Below are 25,341 nucleotides of genomic sequence, written 5' to 3' on the forward strand. Positions count from 1 at the left end.
AGGCCGCCTTCAATCAATAATAAAAAAAAGGCCCCTCACGTTGTCGTGAGGGGCCTTTTTATTGTTGGTAGATTAACTACGTTTCTATAAGTGTCTTAGAAGTCGTATTTAACACCTACACGAATTTCCCAAACTGATGGCGCCTGAACGCGCGACTGACCAGATGGTGAGAAGAACTCGTTGAACTGGTACTGGTAGTTACCTTCAGAGCCTACTAAGTCGACATTGACAACATCTGTCATCTGAGGGAATCCAGCCTGGTACATCACGCCCCAGTCATCGTTCAACAGGTTTGTCAGGTTGTTGATGGTGAAGAAGGCTTTAGCACGATGGTTCTCCATGAACCCAGGAAGCTCCTGCTCAATCCGCAAATCGACTTTAGTCCACCAGTCACTGTAGAACGCATTTCGGTCTGCAATGCCACCAGCATACTTATCCAGTCCTGAATTCTGAACGAAGTCAAAGAATGCGTCAGTGTTGAAATCAGCTCCAAAAACTACGTTTGGATCGTCGATGCCTGTTGGTACGTACAGCAACTGACGGTCGTAGCCACCATCGCCGAAGTTTTGACCGCTAAATGTGTAGCTATAGGGGCGGCCTTTGTTGTGGGTACCGACTAAACTAAAGGTCGTGTTGTAACCACTAACGAACTCGTGCTGATACGTAGCTCTCATCGTAAAGCGATGCGGAATCTCGTAATTCGAGGTCGCAAGGCCTGGGTTGTTGAAGTCACTAGCAGCGTATGATGACCAGTTTGAATAGGCAACTGAACTCGTCATTGGGTTAGCATCTTCTGCGTCTGCGTAAGCATAGGCAAGTGACCAGCTTAAGCCGAAATCATATGACTTGCTCAGAGAGGTAGAGAAGACGACTGACTTACCATCTTCGGCAGCGTTACCCAAAATGAAGTCTTCACGCGCTTCCAGCTCACCGTCTGAATTCTCGAAGATAGGAGAATACAACGGACGTCCATCCGGCAATGTATCAGTTTGTTCAACTGATCCGTCATAGACAATGACTGAATCTTTTTTCTGCGTGTAAATCAGATCAGCATTTACTACATAACCACTGTCGAACGAGTACGTAGCACCTAACGCATATTTCCACTCGCTTGGAATTTCAAAGTTAGGATCTAACGTATTAACACCTGAGTCAGGGCTTGCGTTTGCAACCTGATCGACCATGTCTGCTGGCGCATTGGCGATTGGGTTGCCGTCACCGCTGATTTCACGGTCAAACAAACTTTGGCCAGTGCGGTCAGTTAACTGAACCTGAGTAATACCGTCGTTTTGATAGCCGTTCGCTACCCAGACGTTCGGGTTACCACCAGAGTAGAGACCAATACCACCGCGAACTTCCAGCTCTGGCAGGGCGCGCCAGTTAAAGCCGAAGCGTGGTTGCAGCAGGCCTTCGCCATCAAAGTTCTGGGCGTTGCTATACCCGTAGCGCTCAGTAAAGTTAGCGTTTTCTGCTGGTAAGTCACTGCTGGTGTACCAGTCGTAACGCAGACCGAAAGTAAAAGTTACATCCCAGTCGTAGTGATAGTACTCGTCCTGCAGATAAGCCGTGTTAATCGCATAGCTGTATTCAGCCGCAGCATCACGCGGGTTTAGGGTGTCTGCGGCATTACCGTAATAAATAACGCTTGGAGTGCCAGCTTCGAATGCGTCAATTGAGTCGAAGCGATATTCGCCAATGCTGTGCTGAACGAACATGTTGAAGATATCGAACTCTTCGCGCTCGAAACCAGCTGACAATGTGTGGTCATTTAACTGATAGGTGGCCATCGCATTGAAGAACGTTGAATCATAGCTGAGAGAGTTTGATTGACGAGAGTCATCCACACCCAGGTAAACCGTTGCCGATGATGGCTCTGACTGGTCTGGGGCAATATTGGTGGTGGCAATCTGAACTTCACCGAAGCCGCCTGGACCATTGTTTACCTGAGAGTTCTCAACAGATGTTGAACCAACCCGAACTTCGGTAGAGAAGTCATAGGTCCAGTCAGAGAACAACTGAGCCACATGCGACTCTAGCTTAGTGCTACGGTTATAAAAGTGGTCAGAGAATTCGTATTCGTCCGAGTCACCATCTGAGCGACGTACGTTACCGCCGTCATTATAATTGTAGGTGTAGGCTAAACGATGGTCGTCATTGATGTACCAATCTAATTTGACCAGTAATTTTTCATCTTCAACCGGCGCTGAAGCTATCGGTTGACCTACCTGGTAGCCATAACGTTCACTCGCGATTTGAGCAATGCGGTCAATCTGTGATTGGGTCACGCCGGCAACCTGAGTAGCGGCTGTCGAGTCGGCAGGACCAAAGGAAAAGTTTTCAACACCTTCGAGTTTTTCGTAAGCGGTGAAGAAGAATAACTTGTCTTTAATTAGCGCACCACCGACGTTAAAGCCATAACGTTCCTCGGTGTAGTCGCCATTATCAAAGTTATCACCTTCAAGGGAATCGCCGCTTAAAGAATCGCTGGTGTAGTCAAAAAAAGCAGAACCAAACAGCTCATTCCCACCCGATTTAGTAACAGCGTTGATGTTACAGGCGGTGAAGTTACCGTACTGTACGTCAAAAGGCGCGAACTCGACGGCTACTTGCTGAATGGCGTCGAAAGAGAACGGGATGCGCTCAGTTGGGTAGCCATTTGAGTTCAGACCAAAGTTATCGTTCATGCGCACGCCGTCAACTGTCAGTGAGTTGTAACGTGGGTGAGCACCACCACATTGAATGGCATCACCGAAACTCTCGTCAACGTATACGCGTGGGTCGATGCGCAGGACGTCTTTAATATCACGGTTAATAGCAGGCGCATTTTCTAAATCTTCTTGCGAGAAAACGGCGGCTGGGCTGTTGCGACCGATCATTGGGTCGCTCATGCGGCTACCAGTGACTGCGATGCGTTCGAACTCTTCCTGAGAACGAATGGTTACGCTAACGTTTTGCGTATCACCCAGTGACAGGAACACATTTTCGACGGTATCGCGACGGCCTTCAGGACCTTCGACAACCATCATGTATGGACCACCAACCGCCAGACCGCGCGCGTTGAAAGTACCATTTGCATTCGAGGTGAGTGTGCGGCTTGTACCTGTGCGGGTATCAATCAGCTGAATAGTCGCGTTTGCAACTGTCTGCCCCTGCTCGTTTGAGACAACACCACGTACCGCGGAGGTTGTTTCCTGAGCTAAAGCAACACCAGAGGACATTCCGATGGTAAGCGCGACTGCCGCTGCGATGCGAGTCAGTTTCGTCTTCTTAGTCATGCCATTTTCCTGCATAGTTTGTGAGAGAGTTTGAGAGTAAAGCTTGTTGAATGCGTGAGGTTACATCCAGTTTGTGACAACACCATGACAATGTGGCGCGTATTTTATGACAAAAAGTAACCAATTTCATACTTTTTTCATGTTTATTTACTCCAAAAATGGAACTTTCTGCCATTTTCGGTATTTGTCACCCTATACCTTAGTCTAATCTCGGGCTATAAACGTACATGGTAGAATCTCTAATTCTGTAAATATACCTAGTGAGAGCAACACATGAATGCAATCTTCGTACTCATAGTAGGGCTTGGCGCAATGGCGCTTGGTTACGTCTTTTACTCGAAGTTCATTGCCGAACGGATTTATCGGCTCGATCCTAATTTTCAAACGCCAGCGCATGAGTTTGAGGATGGCGTTGATTTTGTGCCTACCAATAAATACGTGTTATGGGGCCACCACTTTACCTCTGTCGCTGGCGCGGCGCCGATTATAGGCCCTGCGATAGCGGTTATCTGGGGGTGGGTGCCTGCCTTTTTGTGGGTCATATTAGGTACTATTTTCTTTGCCGGCGTGCATGATGCCGGAGCGGTATGGGCGAGCAACCGCAATAAAGCGAAGTCAATGGGTGCATTGACCGGGGATGTGGTTGGAACTCGTGCCCGCAGCTTGTTTATGATTGTAATCTTCCTTGTACTGCTGATGGTAAATGCCGTGTTTGCCACCGTCATTGCAGGCTTACTGGTCGATTTCCCGACATCGGTAATTCCGGTCTGGGGCGCTATTTTTGTCGCCTTGATTATCGGCCAATTGATTTACCGTAAGTACATTGGTCTTATTACGGTTTCTATTGTTGGTGTGATTGCACTGTACGCGTTGATCGGGCTCGGTCCGGTGATGCCGATCAGCTTACCTGAAACTATGGTCGGGCTGTCTGACCGCGCGATGTGGATTGTCATCCTCTTCGGCTATGCAGCAATTGCCTCGTTATTGCCTGTCTGGATGTTGCTCCAGCCACGCGATTACATCAATGGTTTGCAGTTGTTTATCGGCCTCATCCTGCTTTACGCAGCCGTGTTGGTAATGGGGCCTGAAATGGTTGCCCCAGCGTTTAACAGCGACGTGCCCGAGGGAACGCCATCGATTATCCCACTGCTCTTTGTAACGATTGCCTGTGGTGCAATTTCTGGCTTCCACGGTCTGGTTGCGGGCGGTACTACGTCTAAGCAGCTGGATAAAGAAACCGATGCCCGTTTTGTTGGTTATTTTGGTGCGGTAGGTGAAGGCTCACTGGCCTTAGCCGCTATCATTGCCGCGACAGCAGGCTTTGCCACCTTTGCTGACTGGAATGCGGTTTACTCTGCCTTCGGTCAGGGTGGTGTCAATGCCTTTGTCGAAGGGGGCGCATACATCATTAATAATGGGCTTGGCATTGAGATTGGTCTGGCTGAAACGCTGCTCACCGTAATGGCGGTATTATTTGCCGGGACCACGATGGATACAGGTTTGCGCTTGCAGCGTTATATCTTCCAGGAATGGGGTAGCATCTACGATATAAAATGGATGCAAAAAATTATGCCGGCCACCCTACTCGCGGTGGGCACCTGTTTGTTACTGGCGTTTGGAGCCGGTGGCGCGGACGGTTCTGGTGGTCTGGTTATCTGGCCGCTGTTTGGCACCACTAACCAGTTACTTGCCGGCCTGACCCTGATGGTAATTACAGTGATTCTGGTGCGCATGGGTCGTCCAGCATACTACACGCTTATCCCCTTAATTTTCCTGTTGCTAATGACGGTTGCAGCGCTGATTCTGCAATTGAAGACATTCTACGCCAGTGGCAACTGGTTCCTCTTCAGTCTGGATATTGTGGTGCTGGTTGCTGCTATCTTTATAGTGTTTGAGTGTGGCACTACATTGAGCCGACTGCGTAAAGAGCGGGTTGAAAAAGGAATCAATGAAAATTCATAAGCTGACAGCCATCAAAAAGTGGTGGCAAAAAGCGAACTACTTCGCGGAGGAGGCGTATAACGCCCCCTACCGCGCTGCCATAGCAAGAGCAAAACGCGAGCAGGATGATTTATTCATGCTGCTCGTCTTTTCTGAAATGATGGGTGTTCCCAATCCCGCCAGCTATTACACCCTTGAGTTACAACCTTTATTACTGGAACGTTTTCATGACTGGCATATGCGCATGGGCATGGAAAAATCCCCTTTGGATCATTTTAAATGCTGCTAACTGATAAAAATGTTCTCCTTGTCGGCGGCAAAGGCGGGGTCGGCAAGACGACGATGTCGGCGACCCTGGCTTTACTGGCTGCGTCGCGGGGACGTAAAACGCTGGTGATCTCAACGGATCCCGCTCATAGTCTGGCAGACGCCTTTGGTCAGCCGGTGGGTGATCAGGAAGTTAAGCTACGGGAAAATCTGTGGGCCCTGGAAATCGACCCTGATCGGGAAGTAAAAGCTCACATCGATCGGGTGGCGGCGGAAATGAAAAAGCTTACGCGCCCTGAGATGTATCATGAGATTGAACGTCAGTTACGCCTCACTCAGCAGTCACCGGGGGCGCAGGAAGCGGCTTTGTTAGAACGCATAGCGTCTATTCTTGATAGCGGCCTCAATGAGCAGGGCTATGACCTGATTATTTTCGACACCGCACCGACCGGGCATACCCTGCGACTACTCAGTCTGCCAGAAGCGATGGCGGCATGGACCCAGGGTTTGCTAAAGCATGACAGCAGATCGCAGAAGCTGGCAGGGGTGCTCGATCACCTGACGCCGAAGCAGGGCCGTGATATTGCCAACCCGATGGCGGACCCAAAAGAGCATGAAACGGACGGCATGAGTAAACGTAACCAGGCTATTACGGAGCGCTTACTCACGCGGCAGCGTTTGTTTCAGCGGACCCGGCGACTGTTTACCGACAGTAAGCGCTGTGCCATGCTATTTGTGCTGACCCCGGAAAAGCTACCGGTACTGGAAACCGGCCGTGCCGTTGAGACTCTCAAGGGTGAAGGGTTACCGCTGGCTGGCCTGATCGTGAACCGGGTTCTGCCAGATGACGCGGATGGGGAATTTCTGGCTAAACGACGGGAACATGAAAAACAATATCTGCAGCAGATAGATCAGCGCTTTGCTCATCTGAAGCGTTATTTTGTGCCGTTGCAGGCAATGGATATTGAAGGAATCGAAGGGCTTGAACGAATGAGTTCGCTGCTGGAAAGCGCGGGTCTTTAAAATCCCAGGCCTTAAAAACAGGATACGTAACCGGAGGTACCTCTATGCAAGCAGTTGTTGCGCGTAAAGGCGAATTAGTGGATGTGGAAATGGCTAAGCCAAGTCCGCAGGAGCACGATATATTAGTCCAGGTGCAGGCGGTATCGGTCAACCCGGTAGACACCAAGGTACGGATGCGAGCAAAGCAAAGTGGCGATGAAAAAGTGCTTGGTTATGATGCGGTCGGTATCGTTGAGGCAGTAGGTGATCAGGTAGAAGGCTTTAAACCTGGTGACCGTATCTGGTACGCCGGCGACGTCACCCGGCCTGGCAGCAACGCTGAATTTCAGTGTGTCGACTGGCGAATAGTCAGTCATGCACCAAAGTCATTAAGCGATGCCGAAGCCGCTGCAATTCCGTTAACGGTATTAACCGCCTGGGAACTGCTGTTTGACCGCTTGCAATTGACCTCGGATGCCAGTGACGATGCAGGGGACACCGCCAGTAGCGAACGGGTACTGCTGGTCGTAGGAGCCGCCGGAGGCGTGGGTTCGATGTTGGTGCAACTTGCCCGACAGTTAACCAAAGCGACGGTGATAGGCACTGCCTCTCGTCCTGAATCAAAAGACTGGGTGAGTCGTTGTGGCGCACATCATGTGATTGACCATTCTGAACCGCTGTCAGCAGGGCTTGCAGAATGTGGTCTCAGCGATATCACCGATGTGGCCTCGTTAACGCACACCGACAGTCACTTTGATGAGCTGGTGCGAATGCTCAGACCACAAGGGCGGTTTGCATTGATTGATGACCCTGAGCAAGCACTCGATATCGGCTCGATGAAACAAAAATCGCTGTCATTGCACTGGGAGTTCATGTTTACCCGGGCCATGTTCAAAACCGCCGATATTCAACGTCAGGGCGATATTCTCAAACAAGCGGCAAGGTTAATCGATAGTGGGCGTTTACAAACAAGCTTGCAGCAGCATCTGTCTCCGCTGAACGCGGCGACTCTCGGGCAGGCCCACCAGCAGCTGATGTCGCAGCGAACCGTAGGTAAAGTGGTGGTAACGCGGGACTAAAACTCAGATAGAGCCTGAGCTATAAAAAAAGCATGCCACCCGGCATGCTTTTTTGTCCCCGTTGAACGTCATTAGGGCGTAATGTCATCAGCGACCGGTAACATAATGGGCTGACTCCGCAGCTCCGGAATAGGCTCATCATCCAGTTTGCGCTGCAACAGTTCGATAGCGTAATTGAGCTGGGCATCGATGCCGTTGAAGGTGGCATGGGGCAGATTGTCCACTTCAATGTCCGGTTCCACGCCGTAGCCTTCAATAACCCAGCGTCCGTCCATGGCAAACTGCGCGGTCTCAGCCACTCGTGCCAGTCCGCCATCTGCTAACTGATTACGCCCTGAGAGCCACACCCCGGCCCCGGCCGTGCGTTTACCCACCAGCGGCCCGAGGCCAAGCGCTTTAACCCCGGCAGCGAACGTTTCACCGTCAGAGTAGGTCAGTTCATCAGTAAGAATGACCAGATGCCCGCGGAAGGTTTGCTGCATATTGGTATACGGCGCGCCGTGCGTATTAGGCTCCCAGAATGACCAGGCGCGGCGCAGCAGTTTTTCGATAATCCAGCTGTCAATATTGCCGCCACGGTTACGCCGCACGTCGATAATCAGGCCCTCACGGTCGACATTGGCATAAAATTCACGGGCAAATGAGGCGATGTCGTTGGGTCCCATCGCATACAGGTGCAGGTAGCCGAAATTTTGTTCCGAGGCCGCGTCTACTTTCTCGCGGTTGCGCTGAACCCAGTCCTGATAACGTAACTGATGGTCTTCCTGCACAGTAGCGGGGTACACCATGGTCTGTAGCGAGGATCGTTCACGTCGCAGATCTAAGCGCACCGGTTTATTGGCCTGGTTGCGCAGCGCCTGGCTAAGGTCCGCCTGGGTGCTGATGTGGCGCCCATTGACTGCTGTTATGTAGTCTCCCTCAGTCGCATTAACACCAGGTTTGGCCAGTGGAGAGGCTTGCTCGGGCAGCTCTGGATCGGTCCGGTAGATACGCAGAATACGCACGCCGTTGTCGGTTGTTTCTAAGGCGGCTCCCAGGGTTGCCGCCGATGGCTGATCGTCCGCGGCTGGATAGTCACCGCCGCGAACTTGCGAATGCAATACGCTGAGTTCGCCCATCATCTGTGCGAATAAGTCATCTAACTCATGCCGGTCAGTAACACGGGGCAACAACGACTGATATTTTTCCCGGGTGGCACGCCAGTCTAACCCACGCATGTCCGCGTCAAAGAGGAAGTCGCGGTGCATTAGCCAGGCATCGCGGAACATTTGCTGCCACTCTTCAACCGGGTTGAATGCCAGTTGCCACTGGTCAGTTGCTAAAAGCGAGCGGCTCAGATCGTCAGGTGCGGTGGCCTGAACATCGTCAATATAGAAGTCATTGTTGCTGGTTCGCCAATACAGACTGTCTCTCTGCGAGCTTACGGCGTAGTCCTCGACCTGGCTCGCAAATACCTTAACCTCTGGTTGATGCGGGTCAATGGCTACACTTATCAGCTGCGGATGACTATCCCCGGCGCGCAGCAGGTAGAGGAATTCATCGCTTACTTGCAGTTGGCGATAATTGCCGGCTTCCAGTGGAACTTGCCACAGGCGGTCAGCAAGGCCGTCCCAGTCAACCGGTTGGCGGCGCGAGCGTTCTTCAGTAGCATCCGGATCACACTGACTGACTTCACTTTCTGGCTGAAACGGGAAACATGCCTGTGACTTCAGGCTCACTGCAAACACTAGCCCACGCTTGTCGAACATCGGGCCCAGGTTGCGGTCGCCCCATGGGGAACGCGGATTGGCATCGAAATTACGGTTCGACACAAAGTACAACCAATGACCGTCAGTACTAAAGGCCGGCGAGAATGAATCATACTTAGTTGTGCTAACCGCTTGTTGACGCTCTTCATCGACCGAATAGAGTAAAACCTGTGAGCGGTCGCCGTCCTGATTGCTTTTACTGAATGCGAGTAATTTACTATCGGTGGACCAGACGACGTCTGCGTAGGGAGAGTGACCCCAGCCGCCTTCGGCGATGCGCCTGTTGCTACCATTGCTTAAATTAAGCAGCCAAAGATCGCCGTTTTTATCGTCATGGGCAAGGTAGTTGCCATCTGGCGAGAGGTGGATACCCCAGCGAAATACATTGCCATCATCAGTCAGTTGGCTGGCACCACTGGAGCCATCGGCCGGGAAGCGCCAGATTTCATTTTCACCACTGTGATCATTGAGCGCGTATATCCAGCGCCCGTCAGGGCTCATGACCGCACCACGGGAGCGGCTGCCAACCGGGGTCTGCACTTCAAACAGGCGTTGATGGCTTTTACCTGCCACCGCGATTTGTGAGCGGGCTGTTATCACTACCCGCTCCTGCTCGCCGTTATAGCTGGTGTCAGTCAGGTAATCCAGTGGGTTTTCAATCCAGCGTTCCTGGCGGTGGGCAAAGTCGCTGGTAAGCTGGATATCGAGTGTTTCGCTCTGCCCTGATTCGAGGTCCAGTAGCTTCAGATCTGCACCAAGTTGGTAGACAATCCGGCCCTGACTTATATCTGCCGACCAGACTTGCCAGTCATTGTATTCTGTTACTTGCTGTTTCTCGCTGCCATCGCCATTCATTGACCACAAGTTTGGAGTACCAGTGGCGTCCGAAATGAAATACACACGAGTGCCATCAACCATCGGTTGGCGAACGGATGCAATATGGTCGTCGGTCAGCAGTTCTGCTTCTTCGTCTCCGGGGTTAAAGCGCCACAGCTGGCCCATTGCCCCACCACGATAAATACGCGTGTTGTCGCCAGTTGCCTGCAGACCAAAACGGGTGAAGTAGAGAGTTTCGGGGTTAACCGGGTGAATGGTTTCGCTGCGAACTTCGTAATTGCCGTCCGCATCCGGCTCGTCGCTGCGGTGCTCTATTACCCGGCCCTCAGCGCGCAGGTTGTAACTGCCTTCTATCGCGTCAGTCAGCGGGATTGTGCTGGTGGTCAGTGACTCCGGATTGACACTGCGCAGTAGCCACTGATTTGCAGGGCCCATGACATGATCGGTGCTATAAAGCACCTGGCCGTCAGCCGTCCAGCCCTGCACTCGTACGCGGCTGTTTTCAAACGTAATCCGTTTTGGAATACCGCCCTGAAGTGGCATGACATAGGCTTCTGGTGCGCCTTCGTAGTCAGCCACATAGGCAACCCAGTCGCCATCGGGAGAAATGGCTGCATAGCGTTCTTCAGCATCACTTGTGGTAAGCCGGGTAGCGTTGCCACCATGCACCGTGGTGCGCCAAAGGTCGCCTTCAGCGGTAAAAACGATCTGGTTCTGATGAATGCTGGGGTTGCGATAATAGCCACGAGTACTCTCCTCGGCGACTACGTGCATCGAGCCACTCGCCAAGAGCGCACCGGACGCCAGGTACAGCGCTAACTTCATGCTTAGTTCCTGCTGGTCGTTGGTAATTATTTAATTGTGGTGTGTGGCGCCTTCTTGCTCCCAAGCCCGCCGCTCAGAACCAGTTGCAGAGCTTCAGCAGGTTTCATGCTTAAATTGCGTGTATAGGATTTGGGCACCATGATCATATAACCACCAACGTTGTACGCCATTGGTAAAAAGACTGCAAGTTGTTCTTCGTCCAGCAAATCGGCAATTTTGTCGTTTTGATCTGTGCCTTTCTTGGTCACTATTCCAATCATTTCGATCTCGGAATTAGGCATTTTCACCATAACCACTGACTCGTCTTCAAAGTTTTCACCGCTCATCACTTCAAAGAGATCCTGAATAATACCGTACACCTGACTCACCCCCGGAATGTGCGCCAGGATACGACCAGGGATTTTCCACAACCTTGCACCGCGCCGTGAGTAGGCAGTAAAACCAATTAGGGCGCAGATGGTGAGAAAGGCAAGCAGCGCCATGCCTGGGATATACCAATGGGCAGGAACAAACGCCTCGAGTGTGGGCGACAACCAGCTTTCGATGGTCATTAGTAGCCAGCGCACCAACTCGATGGTGATGACCAGAGGTAAAATAATGAATAGGCCGCGCACAATAAAACGCGATAGCTTACGCATGGTAAACCGCATATAAAGCTCCGAATAATGTTAAGAGACAACTATAGTGCATTTTCGTAAGCCGTGATAACCGCGGCCTGCTCAGTCAGCATTCGCTGGTTTAGCGTTGAGCTGATGCCAGCTCACTAAAATAACGCAATAAGTGCGCTGATCAGCAATGCCAGGTTCGCAACCCAGGCCAGCATGAAAAAGTAACTACGGGGGCTCGGGTTACTGTTGGTCGCAATCGCATAGTAAAGCACCATATGTAGCACCCGGGCGAGCAGCATAATCCAGGTTAGCCAGGCAACCAGTACCGGGTTCACGCCGACCACTATGGCGAATACGCTGGCGCCCAACATAGTACCTAGGTTCTCCAGCGTATTCTGGTGCGTACGCCAGGCGCGAAAGGTGAAGCTATGATGGTCGCTGGCCTTCGGCGCCGTGCCAGGAATAGCGCCTTCTTCGCGCGCTTTGCGTCCACTGGCAATAAGCCACTGCACGAACACCATTAATAAAAGCAGTCCGATAGCCAGCAAACTTATGCGATAGTCAGTAAAGTCGATCATAGGGTGAGGTCCTTGTTTTTTAATTCTTAATTTGGATTAGCCTAGCAGCTAAAGGTTAAAACTGGTTACAATTTTTTACTGCATGATCTGTTGCCAGCAATGCATACTAAAGTTATCAGCGTCAGGATCGAAAATACGGGAGATTTCTATGTATCCACGAGGGTATCCAACAGCAAAAACTATTGGGGCTATTGCTGCTCTGGCAGCAGGCTTGCTAAGCCCCTTGGGCAGTGCCAACGGCGCTGATATTTCTACTGCTGTTCAGGCTCGCATTGAAGGCGACAGCTCAGGTGGATGTCTGGCGGTAGGGCGAATCCAGGTAATTGAGGACGGTGCAGATATCAGGCGCGAGACCACTTTCGCCTGTGCGGACAATGAAACAAACAAGCCTGACGCCCGCACAGTTTTTGAAATAGGCTCCATCAGTAAAGCAATGCTTGGCGTCTTAGCAGCCGATTTGGTGCTGCAAGGGGAGCTTGATATTGAGCGTCCGGTAGCGGATTACCTGCCTTACTCTGGTCCACCGGACAGCGCTGAGACCATGTTGGTGCGTCACCTGCTAACTCATACCTCCGGGCTGCCGCGGCTACCCGCTTTGCAACCAGCGGACCATGAAGACCCTTATGCAGACTTCACCGACGAAGCTTTGTGGCACTCGTTTGAGAACGCGCCACTGGCAAGCGAGCCGGGAGCGGAGTACAGCTACTCAAATTTTGCTTTCATGATCCTATCTAAGCTCATTGCGGAGGTGACCGGGCAGTCGCTGCAGGATTATTACCAGACGCGTTTATTTGAGCCACTGGCAATGGAGCATTCCGGCTTCGGGCTGGAAACCATTGAAGGGCGCCTGGCGAATGGGGATGCGGCTAAAAACTGGAATTTCCCTAAGGATATGGAAGCCGTCGGAGGAGTGCGCAGCAGCTTACATGACATGCTTAATTTTGCGCAGTTACAGCTCGGCTTAGGACCACCTGAACTGGTCGATGCGGCTCAGCAATCGCATCAGCTGCTGGCCGAGGTCGGGGAGCACAGTATCGCCTGGGGCTGGATGCTGCATGAGCGCAACAATCATCAGTATATTTTGCACGGGGGTGGCACGGGTGGTTTCAATGCGGTAATTATTATTGAACCTGCAGAACAGCAGGCGGTGGTGGTATTGGCTAATGCCGCGCTCTATAACACTCAGGACGTGCAATCGCTGGGACTGCATTTACTGGATGAGTCTGTCGAACCTGGTCTGGCGCACCGCGTAGCCGCTCAGCCCGAGGCATTGAGCCTTGACGACTATGAGGGCGATTATCCATTGATGCCCGGCTTTAATCTGCGTATTTTTGTTGAAGATAACCAGCTGTACTTGCAGGCAAGCGGGCAGCCTGCGGCACCTCTTAATTATCAGAGTGAAGATACTTTTGAAAATCTTCAGCATGGCGTCGAAATCGAATTTGAACGTGACGAAGACAGGCACGTTAGCGGGCTGGAACTGCGGCAATTCGGGCAGACGTTGAGCGGGCCACGGGAAGTCGCGGATGACAATACTAACCCCTAGGTTTTTGCCACAGTACGGTATCGCGGCGTCGCTCTAACTCGTGCAGAGGCCAGCGTTGACTAATGTAGTCCATGCTTTTGTCACTGAACAGGCTGATATGGGTCGGATCGTGAATATAGCGCCAGCTGACGAATTCAGCTTTGCTAGTCGCACGCTGGGTCATGATCATCAGTAAGCCGCCAGGTTTAAGGCACTGACAGAGAGTATCAAGAGCCTGAGCTGGCTGGCTCAGGTGTTCAAACACTTCGGTGGCCGTGATGAAGTCGTAATCCTGGTGCAGACGGGCAGGTTCATTGGCGTAATAAATATCGTAATTGGCACAGCTAAAACCAGCCTCTTCGAACATCAGCGACAGGGCTGGGCCGGGGCCACTGCCAAAGTCCAGCCCGCTTGCCCCCGGTTTCAGCCTTGTTACCACAGGCTCAAAGGCTCGGTTCAAAAAACGCCGGTAACCTGGATCCTGTGGGTTATTCTGATGCAGTTCATAGATTGCCTGTTCCTCGCTGGCGCCAGGCTGTTGCTCAGCGGGCACCTGCACCAGGCCACATTCGAGGCAGGCAAAGTAGTCACGATTCTCAATCGCACCATGCTGGCCCTGATACCAGTGTTCGAAATTGGTTGAGGCGCATAAGACACAGGGTGTCGACAGAGTTTTCATGGGCTACAGGCATAATACGTAAAGTAACGGAAGGCGTTACTTTAGCGCAGCAGCAGGGATTAAAAAAGGGCCCGCAGGCCCTTTGTAGTCGCTCTTAATCCTGCTTAGAAACGGTAGGTCAGGCTGGCACTGACACTAGTCCCAGGGTCGCGACCTTGCAGAATTTCCCCTTGCTGGAGAATTTCAGTGCGCTCCCCGAGCAGGTTCTTCGCTGCCAGTTTCAACGACAGTCCTTCCACCGGATAGTAGCTGTATGTGGCATCGACAGAGTGGAACGGTTGCTCAAAGGCATCGTCTTTGCCATTCACGCCGGCAAAGTTAATCCGTTCGCCAAATACGTTGTAGCTAAGCGTTGCTGAGTGGCGTTCATTGTTGGAATCGAAGCCGAGCTGCGCGTTAACAACATACTCCGAGTGTCCACTCATGCGACGTTCCAGGTTGGTGATATTGGACGCGCCGAACCGCTCAATACGGATATCTGAGTCACTCAGGGTCAGGTTACCAGCGACAAAGAACTGATCCAGCCAGCCCGGAGAGGTTGACCATAGCCCACCTAAACGGCGTACAAACTCGGTTTCCACACCGTAAATGCTGCCTTCTTCCGCATTACGGAACGAGACCAGTAAGTTACCGTCCGAGCCCATGATTTCAATGCTTTCAATCGGCGCGTCAATGTCCTTATAGAAGGCGCCAATGCTAAGGCTGTTGCCGGAGGGTAGGTACCACTCCCAGCGCACGTCAGCATTGAGCAGCTTCGAGCTTTCCAGATCCTGAAAGCCGATCACGTTGAAGTCAGTTAATGGGTCGACGTAGAGAACCGGCGTGACTTCACGTAAATCCGGACGCACTACCGACTGGCTGAGACCAAAACGTAGCTGCATATCAGGGTGGTACAACCAGGTTAGTGCAGCGCTGGGGTACCAGTCTTCATCCAGCAACGGATAATCAGCAGGGTCACCCTGGATCTCACCCGTGGATGGGCTTAATGGCAATGCCAGCTGACGGAAGTCTTCGTAGCGAGCACCCAGTGTAAAGCGCCAGGTGTCATTTAGCATCGAGTCGAGGCCGAGATAAAACGCATCCAGTTGCTGAGCGGCCACATAGTCGTCCGCCTGGGCGGTAACATCTGAGATGGCGAAGCTCTTCGACGGGTCGAGAATATTGGCATCGGAAAATATATCCGAAAAGCGCTGCTGCAGCTCAACGTTATCGAAGCCACGGCTATCCAGCTTGAAGCGGTCGACTTCTGAGTTACGTGAGCGCTGGAAGTACATATAACCGCCTTGCAGTTCCAGCTCCCAACTTGCCAGACTAACTGGCAATTTGAAGTCGATGCTGCCGTTCTCGGTCCGATCTTTCATATCGCCAAAGATATACTGCACCGCATTGTCGCTGCGGCGCAAGGTGGCGGTTTGACTACCGTCATCCTCAATCGAGCGAATGTAGCGGTACTCAACTTCGCCAGGTGCGTAGCGGCGGGCGCGGGCATCTGTCCATTGCCACTGCATATTGAGATCACTTAGGAAATCAAAATGATGGTCGCCGCGAAACTGGTTAGCAGTCAGGGTGCGTTCTTCATAACGGGCCGAGTAGTCCATGTTTTCACGGTTCGGCTCGTTGATGGTTTCGATGGTATCGCCAACTTTCAGTTTTACTTCATCGCTCGTATCAAGCAGGTAAATGGTGCTGCTTTCGAGCGTGTGCATGTTGTCGTAATTCAGCCCGAAGTTCACAATCGAGGACACCTGCGTGCTGTATTCGGTGCCTGAAATATCATCGTAGCGAACCAGTGGAGTCAGTTCACTGCCACTGGTGATTGAGTAGTAGCGTTCCTGTTCGTCAATATTTTTGCTGGAACGGTCATAAGCGAAGGAGCCAATGGCACCAAAGGTCAGTTTATCAGTTAACTGCAGACTGTCGCCGTAGGTCAGGCTGGCATCCATGTCTGGACCAATCGAGGTACGCTCAATGTCCATTTCCCGGTTCAGGGCGACACCCAGTTCACGGTTGATGGTTTCGGCACGCGCCAGGTTTTCGGCGTTGATACCGCCAAGTTGGCGGGCAATCGGAATGGTTTCCAGCGAGCCATACAAATCCAGCGCCTGCTGAATGTCGGTTGGTAAACCGCGGGTGCCGTCATCACGGCCGCGCCAGTCGTCGTCTCCGCCAGCATATTCGAGTCCGTCGTCTGAATTCAGACTGTTGTACCCGGTACCCAGCGACAGCTCGAACACACGTTCACGTGGCAGGCTTAGGGTACGAATGTTAACGCCGCCGCCGCCAAATGAAGCCGGTTGATCTACCGAGAAAGACTTCTGCACCATCAGGCTTTCGATGATAGCAGTTGGAAACATATCCAACGGTACCACGTTCCGGGTCGGGTCAGGACTGGGAACCATGGCTCCGTTGAGTAAGGTACTGGAATAACGCTCGCCGAGACCACGGACGTAGATAAATTTGTTATCAATCAGGGTCAGGCCAGTGATTCGTTTCAGTGCCGCGGCAACATCCGAGTCGCCAATACGGCTGATCATTTCTGCATCCAAAATTTCGGTAACCTGCGATTGCTCACGGCGTTCAGCCGCGGTGATCGCCGCCGAACTCATTAATCGGCCGGTTACCTGAATACGCTCAATGCTAGGTGTCACATTACTGTCGGCTGCTTCTGCGCTCTCTGCACTCTCAGCCCATGCGGGCTGAGAGATACAAGAGACAGAGGCGAGCGCGAGCAGGATGGCCTTGGCCAGCGGGCGTAAGGTCATGTTTGAACAGCTCATCGCAGCCTCTCTTCTTAGTTAGCTTGCAAACCAATAGTCCAGCCCTGAGTCCAGTCATAGTCAGCAGACGCTGCACCGACGAATGGAACATTCAGGAAGAACTCATCACCGCTAAAGTCTTTGCTTGGGTTGGCGCTAATGGTCAGGTAACCGTCGACTACATCGTCGATACCAGCGGCGACTGCATTACCATCCTGAGCCAAGAACCACTGTTCGGTTGTCTGCGTAGCACTGACATCGCCAAGGAAAGGTTCGTCACAGGCAATCACCGAGTAAGTCATCTCAGTGGTGAAATTGGCAGCAAGGTCCTCTGCCTCCTGCGAGTTGAACTCCAGGCATTCACCCATTCCGCTCGGGCCAGTTACCAGCATGTTGTGAAGTTTACCGGTGGTGCCTGCGCGCAACAGAATGCCCTCAGAGTCTTTGTCCGCCGAGGTGTAGTCATTTCCGATAATAGTCATGTTGGCAATGACAGGATTGGAAATTGGTGTCGCTGTAAGGTCACCAGACTGGTTGTCTGCTTCAATACCGCGGTTGGCTACATCGTTATGAGCTGCAAGCATAAACTGTATACGACCTGTCCAGCCATCCGCCCAGTCCAGTGAATCGTCACCAGCACCCGTGGTAAGCACGTAACGTGCATCGACGGTGCCGCCGAAGAACTCAATGCCATCGTCGAGGTTTTCATGTACCTGGATAAAGGCTACCCGGGTTTGATCGCCAATGCCTGCGAAAGTGATACCGTTCAGCTCGTTATCAGTTAGTACTTCGTAACCCGCGTATTGAACGCGGACAAACTTCAGTTTGCCAGAATCGTCGTTGGCATCGGCACCACCGTAAGGACCTGCATCACCTTCTGCTTCGATATCACAGCTGGCAAGGTCAGCCTGGTCGCATTTATTGCTTGGTGCGTTACCCAGTAATACCAGGCCACCCCACTGACCTTTGCCAGTGTTGGCATCAATTACATCCTGTAGCGAGGTCATAGTGATGGGCGCGTTTGGACGTCCTTCGGCGATAATTTTAGAACCGCGGGCGATAACCAGGAAATCAGCACCGTTTTCACCGTAAAGGCGCACACCCGGGTCGATAAACAAGGTTGCTGAGTCGGCATTGTCGTTGCCGATACGGACCAGGCCATCGAGCTGGTAGTCAGCGCCAACGGGCAAGTGAAGGTTCTCAGTGTAGGAGCCAGTTAGTTCGCAAGTCAGCTTGTCAGTCAGCGACTCAACCTGTGTCGTACCGGCCGGGCAACTAATCGCAGAAGCGTCGTTGTGTAGCGCGTAGGTCCAATCCAGGGTCCAGTCGTTCTCGCCATCGAAAGCACCGATGTAGTCAACGTCGTCAAACCAGGTATCGACCTCGTTGGCAACGTTCAGTCCGGCACCCAGTGCAGGTGAAACCGCTGACGGGAAGTAGCCACCTAACAACGGATCGTCGGTGGAGTTACCAGGCTGTGCCAGGAACCAGGTTTCAGCGTCAAAAATAACGGTGTCGGTCTCATCAACGCTGTCTTTGAATGGTTCGCTGCAATGAATAATAGAATGCTCAAAACGTAAGTCACCGCTGTCCGCGTTGTCGACCGTTTCCTGATCATTCAGCTCAAAGCATTCTCCCATGCCCGGTTCACCGGTCACAACGAAGTTATAAAGCTCAGCACTGGTGCCGCGACGTAGCAGAATGCCTTCACCGTCGTCGTCCCCATCCCACTCATTGCCAAGAATAGTCATATTGGAAATAATCGGGCGGCTGCGAGGGGTCGCGCTGAAATTGCTTGAGCTGTTATCAGCCTCGATACCCCGGTTGGCCTTACCATTGACTGTGTTGTGCTGCACTAATACGTGCTGCAGACGGCCATTCCAGCCAGCATCCCAGTCCAGCGAGTCATCACCGTTGCCGGTCAGAACGACGTATTTAGCGTCCGCAGTGCCGCCGAAAAACTCGATGCCATCGTCGAGGTTATTATGTACCTGAATGTATTCAATGGTGGTGCCTTTACCGACGCCGCCGAAGGTAATGCCATTCAGTTCGTTGTCAGGCAGGACTTCGTAGCCTGCGTAACGTACCTGCAAATAGCGCAAGGTTCCGCTATTGTCATTTGCATCGGAGCCACCGTATGGACCTGCATCACCCTCTGCTTCAATGGCGCAGTCATCCAGGTTGGCCTGGTCGCATCCGTTGACGGGTGCCTGACCAAGTAATACCAAACCGCCCCATTGCCCGATTGAAGTGGCATCGGTCAGGCCGAGCAGGTTCTGCAGCGAGGTCATCACGATAGGCTCGTTGCGGGTACCTTCAGCTTCAAGTTGAGAGCCGCGGCGTACAACAAGGAAATCGGCACCGCTTTTACCGAACAGCGTGGTGCCGCGTTCGATGGTCAGTACTGTGTTGTCCGCTTGGTCGTTGCCCACTGCAACACGGCCGTCTAAGGCCCACAGCACGTCATTGGTTAACGTCCGGTCGGTGGTGAAGGTGCCACTGATTTCGCAAACGGTTGCATTCATGCCATCCACTGGATCGCCAGCTACCGCCCACTCCGGGCAATCAGCAGTGGCTGGAGGTGGAGTACCACCGCCGCCACCGGGTGGAGGCGTATTACCGCCGTCGCCGTCACCGCCACTGCTAATGTTGATGTCACCGCCACAGGCAGCCAGTGTTAATGCGGCCGTGACCAGGCTCAGCCGGAATAATTGTTTTAGTTGGAACATAGAGTTGTCTCCGCAGAGGGTTGTGAGAGAAAAGCGCGGTTAGTGTGCTTCCTCTGCGTGACACTATGGTTATGAAAAGGTGACAACTTGGTGTCACCTTTGTTTCATTTCAATGACATACAGGTGCTGTTAGCTTACATCCTCCGCCAGGAAGCCGCCTGACTGTCGGCGCCAGAGTTTGGCATACAAACCGTCCTGGGTGATCAGTTGTTCGTGCGTGCCCTGTTCGATAACCCGTCCCTGATCCATGATCACCAGACGGTCCATCGCGGCAATGGTGGACAGTCGGTGGGCAATTGCGATCACCGTTTTACCTTCCATCAGGTTATAGAGGTTTTCCTGGATAGCGGTTTCCACTTCACTGTCGAGTGCCGAGGTCGCTTCATCCAGAATCAGAATGGGGGCATCCTTTAACATCACCCGGGCAATGGCGATCCGCTGGCGCTGGCCTCCGGACAGTTTGACCCCGCGCTCACCAACATGCGCATCGTAGCCAGTGCGACCTTTGTGGTCACTTAAGCCGGCGATAAACTCATCGGCATGGGCGCGCCGCGCTGCATAGAAGAGTTCATCCTCGCTGGCATCCGGACGGCCGTACATAATATTGTCGCGTACCGAGCGATGCAGTAACGAGGTGTCCTGCGTGACCATGCCAATATGTGCCCGCAGGGTGTCCTGCTGCACGTCAGAAATATTCTGACCATCAATCAGAATACGACCACTCTGTACATCGTAGAAGCGCAGCAACAAGTTGACCAGGGTCGACTTACCGGCGCCGGAGCGACCGACAATACCAACTTTTTCGCCGGGTTTGATGTTCAGCTTGAGCCCGTCCATCACCCCGCTGGCTTTACCGTAGTGGAAGTTAACGTCGTCGAATTCGATCCCACCTTTGCTGACCTGCAATGGAGGCGCGTCGGGCTTGTCTTCGACCGTACGCGAGACTGCAATCGAGCCGATCCCGTCCTGCACGGTACCTATGGCTTCAAACAACTGAGTCAGTTGCCACATCACCATTTGTGACATTCCAAACAATCGCAGCACCAGGCCTACTACTACCGCGACGGCGCCCAAGGAGACAGCTTCATTGAGCCATAAACCGATCGCCAGGGCGGCAGAAGCAAACAGCAAAAGGCAGTTGATGACATATAGCAAACCATACAGCAACGTCACCAGGCGCATCTGTTTGTGCACGGTGAGCAGAAAGTCATCCATGCCATCGCGGGCAAAACTGGTTTCACGCGCGCCATGAGAGAACAATTTCACGGTCTGGATATTGGTATAACTGTCGACGATACGACCCGTCATAATCGAACGGGCATCGGCCTGCTCCTGGGAGATTTTGCCCAGCCGCGGAACAAAGATATAAAGCAGCAATGCATAGATAACGATCCAGCCAGCCAGTGGCAGGATCAGACGCCAGTCGGCAGTAGCAATCAACACAAACATGGCAAGGAAATAAACGCCGATGTAATTGACCACTTCGATAAAGCTGACCACGACCTGACGCACCGAGAGCGCGGTTTGCATCAGCTTGGTTGCAACCCGGCCGGGAAACTCGTCCTGGTAGTAGCTCATAGACTGCTTCAACAGATAGCGATGCACCAGCCAGCGAATACGCATCGGGTAGTTGCCGAGCAGAGTCTGGTGCATAAGCAGTGACTGAAACCAAACCAGTGTAGGCAGGCCAATCAATACCACCGCCGACATGGCGGTCAGTTTTATCCATTCGTTGGCGAGAAAGTTAGCGCGATCCTGCTCTGAGAGCCAGTCGACAATACTGCCAAGAAAGCCGAACAGCCAGACTTCGGTAATGGCTACCAGCGCCATCAGAATGGCGACCATAATCAGGTACTTTTCTGAGCCTTTGGTGAAGTGGTAACAGAAGGCAAAGAAACCCTTCGGCGGTTGGGCCGGCTCGGCTTCAGGAAATGGGTCTAAACGATTTTCAAACCAACGAAACATAAGGCTTCCTTGTATACGGCGCGCTTTAAGGGGTACGACAAAAACGCGCATAACAAACAGGGGCTAAAAGAGCCCCTGAGTATACAATAAAAGCGGCCTATTCAATCAGAGCTCTGTTACATCAATATGTAAATGACTTCCTTGCTGACGAACACTGGTCTCGGCAGCATGGCTAAACTCAATACCCTGCCAGGTAAAGTCAATCGACTCGAGCTGACAGCTCTCGTTTCCGTCACACAAGACGGGCAATGAATCGACTTTAACCTGCAGTCGCAATACCGGACTTTCATCACCCGGTGACTGCATATGGGTTGCAGCACCTTCGATAAGAAGCTTGGTCATGTTGCCGTAAATAGAAATCGACTGCGGCTGCGGCAGAACATACGAGCCCTGCTGTGGCTGGGTAAAGCCTCCCGTACCGCTTGAGAAGTTAACATCGAGCCCGGCGGTCGCCTGCTTACTCTTTAAATGAATGGCGAAATCCAGGGTCGCTTCAGTCAACGCGGCGAACTGTTCAAGGTTAAGTGCCTGGTCCGGGCTACTTTGCTGATAGGCCCATTCGACAAGCGCTTCAATAGGGTAGCGGGCTAACAGGTCATTGATGCGCGCTTCATCAGGCTCTTCGAACTGACGCCACTCGGCGAGCAGGGCGTTTAATGACGAGGCATCGTTGATCTGCTGCTGCGCATCCTGTTCCAACCGGGTTGCCAGGATCACCTGGGCCGCGCCGGTCCCATAGGAATAACGGCGCAGGTTACTGCTGTTGTGAACCCCTTCAGGGTTTACTTGCAGGTGGTCTTTAACGCGGCGTGTGACGTTAAAGCGCGGATGCACCAGACGACCGGCGGTGAGCCCGATGTATTCAGCAGTCCCTTCAATAATTTCAAGCTGGTGCATACGTTCCATCGGTTCAGCGCCCATTTGCATGACCAGTAAATGATCAATGGTCAGCAGGTCATCCAGCAATCCGGGCACGCGCTCGACAGGTGCATCCAGCGCCTGCTCCAGCAGATCGCGGCGAAGCTGCAGTAAGGCGCGAACTTGTGGATTTTTAAACGCGTCAGGGTCGACAAATTCAGCCACCGCGGTGCGCGAAAAGTGGCTGCGTTGATAGCCGTGGAAGGCTTCATGAAACAGCAGGCTTAAAGTGTCCTGAGGGCTGCTTTGTAAACTCACAGCCGTGGCCACGATATCGCCCGCCTGGTAGTCAATATGAAAGCTGTCGCTGAGTCTTGGCAGACTATCTTCATAGTAATAATAGCGCTCGCTAAGCTGCTGGTAGTCGCCCTCTGGCACCTGCTCGCTAACCAGCAACGCGGGCCCTTGTCGAAAATAGACAATGAAGGGGGTGTTAGCGCTCCAGAAATCCGGCCACAGTTCTTCAGCCTGAGCAGCAGCGCGTTCGATATACTGAGCATGCTCGACCAGCTCGCGCTGAGTCTCGTTTTCGGTGGCAATCTGTGAGCTACAGGCCGCCAACCAGCTAATTAATAAACTGCTAATGAGTAATGAACGCCAGGCAATAGATTTCATAGTTCAGACCATCCTAGTGGTTAATTTCCATGCCAGACTTCAGTCCCAATTGGGGGCCTCGGCAATGCGTTAGTATAAAAACGAATAATTTATCCGATTATTGTCTTTTTAACAGACCTTGTGAAGCAGCAAATCTGACCTCATAGCGTAGACAAGCTTAGCTTACTTGTCCTGGTTGCTATTCAACCAACAGTCTCTTGAAAGGATCGTCTAATGCACACCAACCTGTTTTCCCCGGTGACTTTAAACCCGACACTAACCCTGAAAAACCGTGTCGCTATGGCCCCATTAACCCGCTGCATGGCGGCTGCGGATCTGACTCCGACCGATGACATGGCCGCCTATTATGCGCGCCGTGCCGATGTCGGTTTAATCATTTCCGAAGCGACCATCATTCGTGCCGACGCGCAGGGCTACCCGAACGTGCCGGGTATCTTCCGCCCGTCCCATATTGAAGGCTGGCAGAAAGTCACCGACGCCGTGCATGAAAAAGGTGGCACCATGTTTTGCCAGTTGTGGCACGTAGGCAGGGTTTCGCATCAGGTCTTTCATGGCTCGCGCCCGGTCTCAGCGTCAGCGATTGGCCTTAATGAGCGCATTCCGCGGATGCCGGGTCTGACGTACCCGGTGCCGCGCGCTCTCGGCAGCGGTGAAATCGAGCAGCTTATCGAAGACTATGCGGTGGCCGCTTCCAATTCACGCGCCGCAGGGTTTGACGGGGTTGAAATCCATGGAGCCAATGGTTACCTGCTCGACCAGTTCCTGCATTATGCCAGTAACCATCGTGAGGACGAATTTGGTGGTAGCCCGGAGAACATGGTGCGTTTCCCTCTGGCGGTGGTCGATGCAGTCATTGCAGCAGTCGGTGCCGATCGCGTTGGCCTGCGTTTATCGCCGGGCGCTTATGCGAATATGACCGGAGATCCGCGCGACAAAGCGGTCTTTCAATTGCTGTTAGCAGAGCTGGACAAGCGCGACCTGGCCTATCTGCATGTGGGTATTTTCGATGACAGTATGACCTTCGACGCCCTTGACGGCATGCGTTCCAGCGAGTTCCTGCGGGCTAACTACAAAGGCACCTTTATGGGCTGCGGCAGCTACACCGCCGATCAGGCTGACCAGGGTATCGCTGAAGGCAAATTTGACCTCGCTGCAATCGGCCGGCCGTTGATAGCCAACCCGGATTACATCCAACGCGTGCAACAGGGCGAAGCGCTGGTTGAATACGACGCCGAGATGCTGAAAACGCTGCTTTAACTAGTCGCTGGATTGCAGCAACTGCCGACTGCGTTGCTGCAATCCTTCGAGGTATTGGGTTTCTGATTCAATTGAGTCATATTCATCAATCATACGGCCGAGGGTGACCACTTTAACCTGCTTGTCGCCGGAGCCGCTAATGGTGCCGGGCATGCTGAAGGTTAGTGCCATCAGCGCAGCAGACTCACAGTCAAGTGCTCCGCGCACCTCATCGCTGAACTCCGTTTGCCGCACGAACCGCTCATCGACCCGCTGGTAAGTATGCATGTTGAGTTGGCCGTTCTCGCTGTTTTCGGTCACCAGGCTAAAGCCGGTGAGTTGCTCATCGTCGGTCTGCGTGTCCGCCTGACTGTAGAGGTGAAGTACATAGGTGCGTTCATTGTCCGTCAGTGTAGGGGCAGACTGAATGTCTGTGGCGAATTGGTTTAGCAACGCATGCCGGGTAAAGGTCTGCAATGTAGCTGCAGGCATCCAAAGCGTATCCTGAGCTAGCTTTCTGATGCCATAAGCAGTTACGTCTTCATACCCGTCCGTACCGTAGGTTCCCATCCATTCAGACGAAAGTGTCTGCCGCACTTCGATCGCCTGGCCAAGCAGCGTAACGTCCGTAGAAGGTTCTTCTGCCGCCGCGCAGGGCAAAACAATGCAGCTAAGTACGGCAACAAGTAATCGAGTAAAAAAGACCATGGCCAAATCCTTATGTGGTTTCTTACTCCCCAGCTAACCTGATCCCAGGT

Annotated in this window: 16 protein-coding genes; 6 read left to right on the forward strand and 10 right to left on the reverse strand. The window is 52.7% G+C overall.

Features of this window, described 5'->3' with window-relative positions:
- Nucleotides 1–95: 95 nt before the first annotated feature.
- Entirely contained in the window at nt 96–3,275 is a 3,180-nt protein-coding gene (locus CWE12_RS09205; protein ID WP_126789419.1) for a TonB-dependent receptor, read from the reverse strand.
- A gap of 273 nt (nt 3,276–3,548) precedes the next feature.
- Between CWE12_RS09205 and CWE12_RS09210 the strand changes: the two genes are divergently transcribed.
- The 4 genes from CWE12_RS09210 to CWE12_RS09225 are packed head-to-tail and all read left to right on the forward strand — an operon-like array spanning nt 3,549 to nt 7,564.
- Nucleotides 3,549–5,237 (forward strand): carbon starvation CstA family protein, encoded by a 1,689-nt coding sequence (locus tag CWE12_RS09210; RefSeq protein ID WP_126789420.1) that lies wholly within the window; start codon nt 3,549–3,551, stop codon nt 5,235–5,237.
- Nucleotides 5,224–5,505 carry a cory-CC-star protein gene (locus tag CWE12_RS09215; RefSeq protein WP_126789421.1) on the forward strand — a complete coding sequence of 94 codons (282 nt, stop codon included), beginning with the start codon at nt 5,224–5,226 and terminating at the stop codon, nt 5,503–5,505. Before CWE12_RS09210 ends, CWE12_RS09215 begins: the two co-directional genes overlap by 14 nt.
- Nucleotides 5,496–6,506 carry an ArsA family ATPase gene (locus CWE12_RS09220; protein ID WP_126789422.1) on the forward strand — a complete coding sequence of 337 codons (1,011 nt, stop codon included), beginning with the start codon at nt 5,496–5,498 and terminating at the stop codon, nt 6,504–6,506. Before CWE12_RS09215 ends, CWE12_RS09220 begins: the two co-directional genes overlap by 10 nt.
- Before the next feature lie 44 nt (nt 6,507–6,550).
- Nucleotides 6,551–7,564, forward strand: coding sequence for a zinc-binding alcohol dehydrogenase family protein (locus CWE12_RS09225; protein WP_126789423.1), 1,014 nt, complete (start codon nt 6,551–6,553; stop codon nt 7,562–7,564).
- A gap of 71 nt (nt 7,565–7,635) precedes the next feature.
- Here the strand turns inward: CWE12_RS09225 and CWE12_RS09230 are convergent, their stop codons facing one another.
- The 3 genes from CWE12_RS09230 to CWE12_RS09240 all read right to left on the reverse strand — a co-directional run bounded on the left by CWE12_RS09230 (nt 7,636) and on the right by CWE12_RS09240 (nt 12,160).
- A complete protein-coding gene (locus CWE12_RS09230; protein ID WP_126789424.1) occupies nt 7,636–10,974 on the reverse strand; it encodes a S41 family peptidase in 3,339 nt (1,112 codons plus the stop codon).
- Between the two features lie 26 nt (nt 10,975–11,000).
- Complete coding sequence (locus CWE12_RS09235) at nt 11,001–11,612, reverse strand: DUF502 domain-containing protein (protein WP_126789425.1); 612 nt, start codon at nt 11,610–11,612, stop codon at nt 11,001–11,003.
- 125 nt (nt 11,613–11,737) lie between these two features.
- Entirely contained in the window at nt 11,738–12,160 is a 423-nt protein-coding gene (locus CWE12_RS09240; RefSeq protein ID WP_126789426.1) for an MAPEG family protein, read from the reverse strand.
- 148 nt (nt 12,161–12,308) lie between these two features.
- Between CWE12_RS09240 and CWE12_RS09245 the strand changes: the two genes are divergently transcribed.
- Nucleotides 12,309–13,706: a serine hydrolase gene (locus CWE12_RS09245; RefSeq protein ID WP_198675726.1), complete on the forward strand. Its 1,398-nt coding sequence runs from the start codon at nt 12,309–12,311 to the stop codon at nt 13,704–13,706.
- On the opposite strand, the gene CWE12_RS09250 is transcribed toward CWE12_RS09245, so the two are convergent.
- The 5 genes from CWE12_RS09250 to CWE12_RS09270 all read right to left on the reverse strand — a co-directional run bounded on the left by CWE12_RS09250 (nt 13,696) and on the right by CWE12_RS09270 (nt 23,347).
- A complete protein-coding gene (locus tag CWE12_RS09250) occupies nt 13,696–14,364 on the reverse strand; it encodes a class I SAM-dependent methyltransferase (protein WP_126789428.1) in 669 nt (222 codons plus the stop codon). The two genes, CWE12_RS09245 and CWE12_RS09250, sit on opposite strands and share 11 nt — an antisense overlap.
- A gap of 104 nt (nt 14,365–14,468) precedes the next feature.
- On the reverse strand, nt 14,469–17,141 hold the full coding sequence (locus tag CWE12_RS09255) for a TonB-dependent receptor domain-containing protein (protein ID WP_126789429.1): 2,673 nt from the start codon (nt 17,139–17,141) through the stop codon (nt 14,469–14,471).
- A 14-nt stretch (nt 17,142–17,155) separates the two neighbouring features.
- On the reverse strand, nt 17,156–19,849 hold the full coding sequence (locus CWE12_RS09260) for a hypothetical protein (protein WP_126789430.1): 2,694 nt from the start codon (nt 19,847–19,849) through the stop codon (nt 17,156–17,158).
- A 129-nt stretch (nt 19,850–19,978) separates the two neighbouring features.
- The gene (locus tag CWE12_RS09265; protein WP_126789431.1) at nt 19,979–21,814 is read right to left on the reverse strand and encodes an ABC transporter ATP-binding protein; all 1,836 of its coding nucleotides are present in this window, start codon (nt 21,812–21,814) and stop codon (nt 19,979–19,981) included.
- Nucleotides 21,815–21,919: 105 nt separating this feature from the next.
- On the reverse strand, nt 21,920–23,347 hold the full coding sequence (locus CWE12_RS09270; protein WP_126789432.1) for a hypothetical protein: 1,428 nt from the start codon (nt 23,345–23,347) through the stop codon (nt 21,920–21,922).
- A gap of 213 nt (nt 23,348–23,560) precedes the next feature.
- Between CWE12_RS09270 and CWE12_RS09275 the strand changes: the two genes are divergently transcribed.
- Nucleotides 23,561–24,604, forward strand: a complete 1,044-nt coding sequence (locus CWE12_RS09275) for an alkene reductase (RefSeq protein WP_126789433.1) — start codon at nt 23,561–23,563, stop codon at nt 24,602–24,604.
- On the opposite strand, the gene CWE12_RS09280 is transcribed toward CWE12_RS09275, so the two are convergent.
- Nucleotides 24,605–25,291, reverse strand: coding sequence for a hypothetical protein (locus tag CWE12_RS09280; RefSeq protein WP_126789434.1), 687 nt, complete (start codon nt 25,289–25,291; stop codon nt 24,605–24,607).
- Nucleotides 25,292–25,341 lie beyond the last annotated feature (50 nt).

The organism is Aliidiomarina sedimenti (assembly GCF_003986955.1).
Lineage (GTDB): Bacteria > Pseudomonadota > Gammaproteobacteria > Enterobacterales > Alteromonadaceae > Aliidiomarina > Aliidiomarina sedimenti.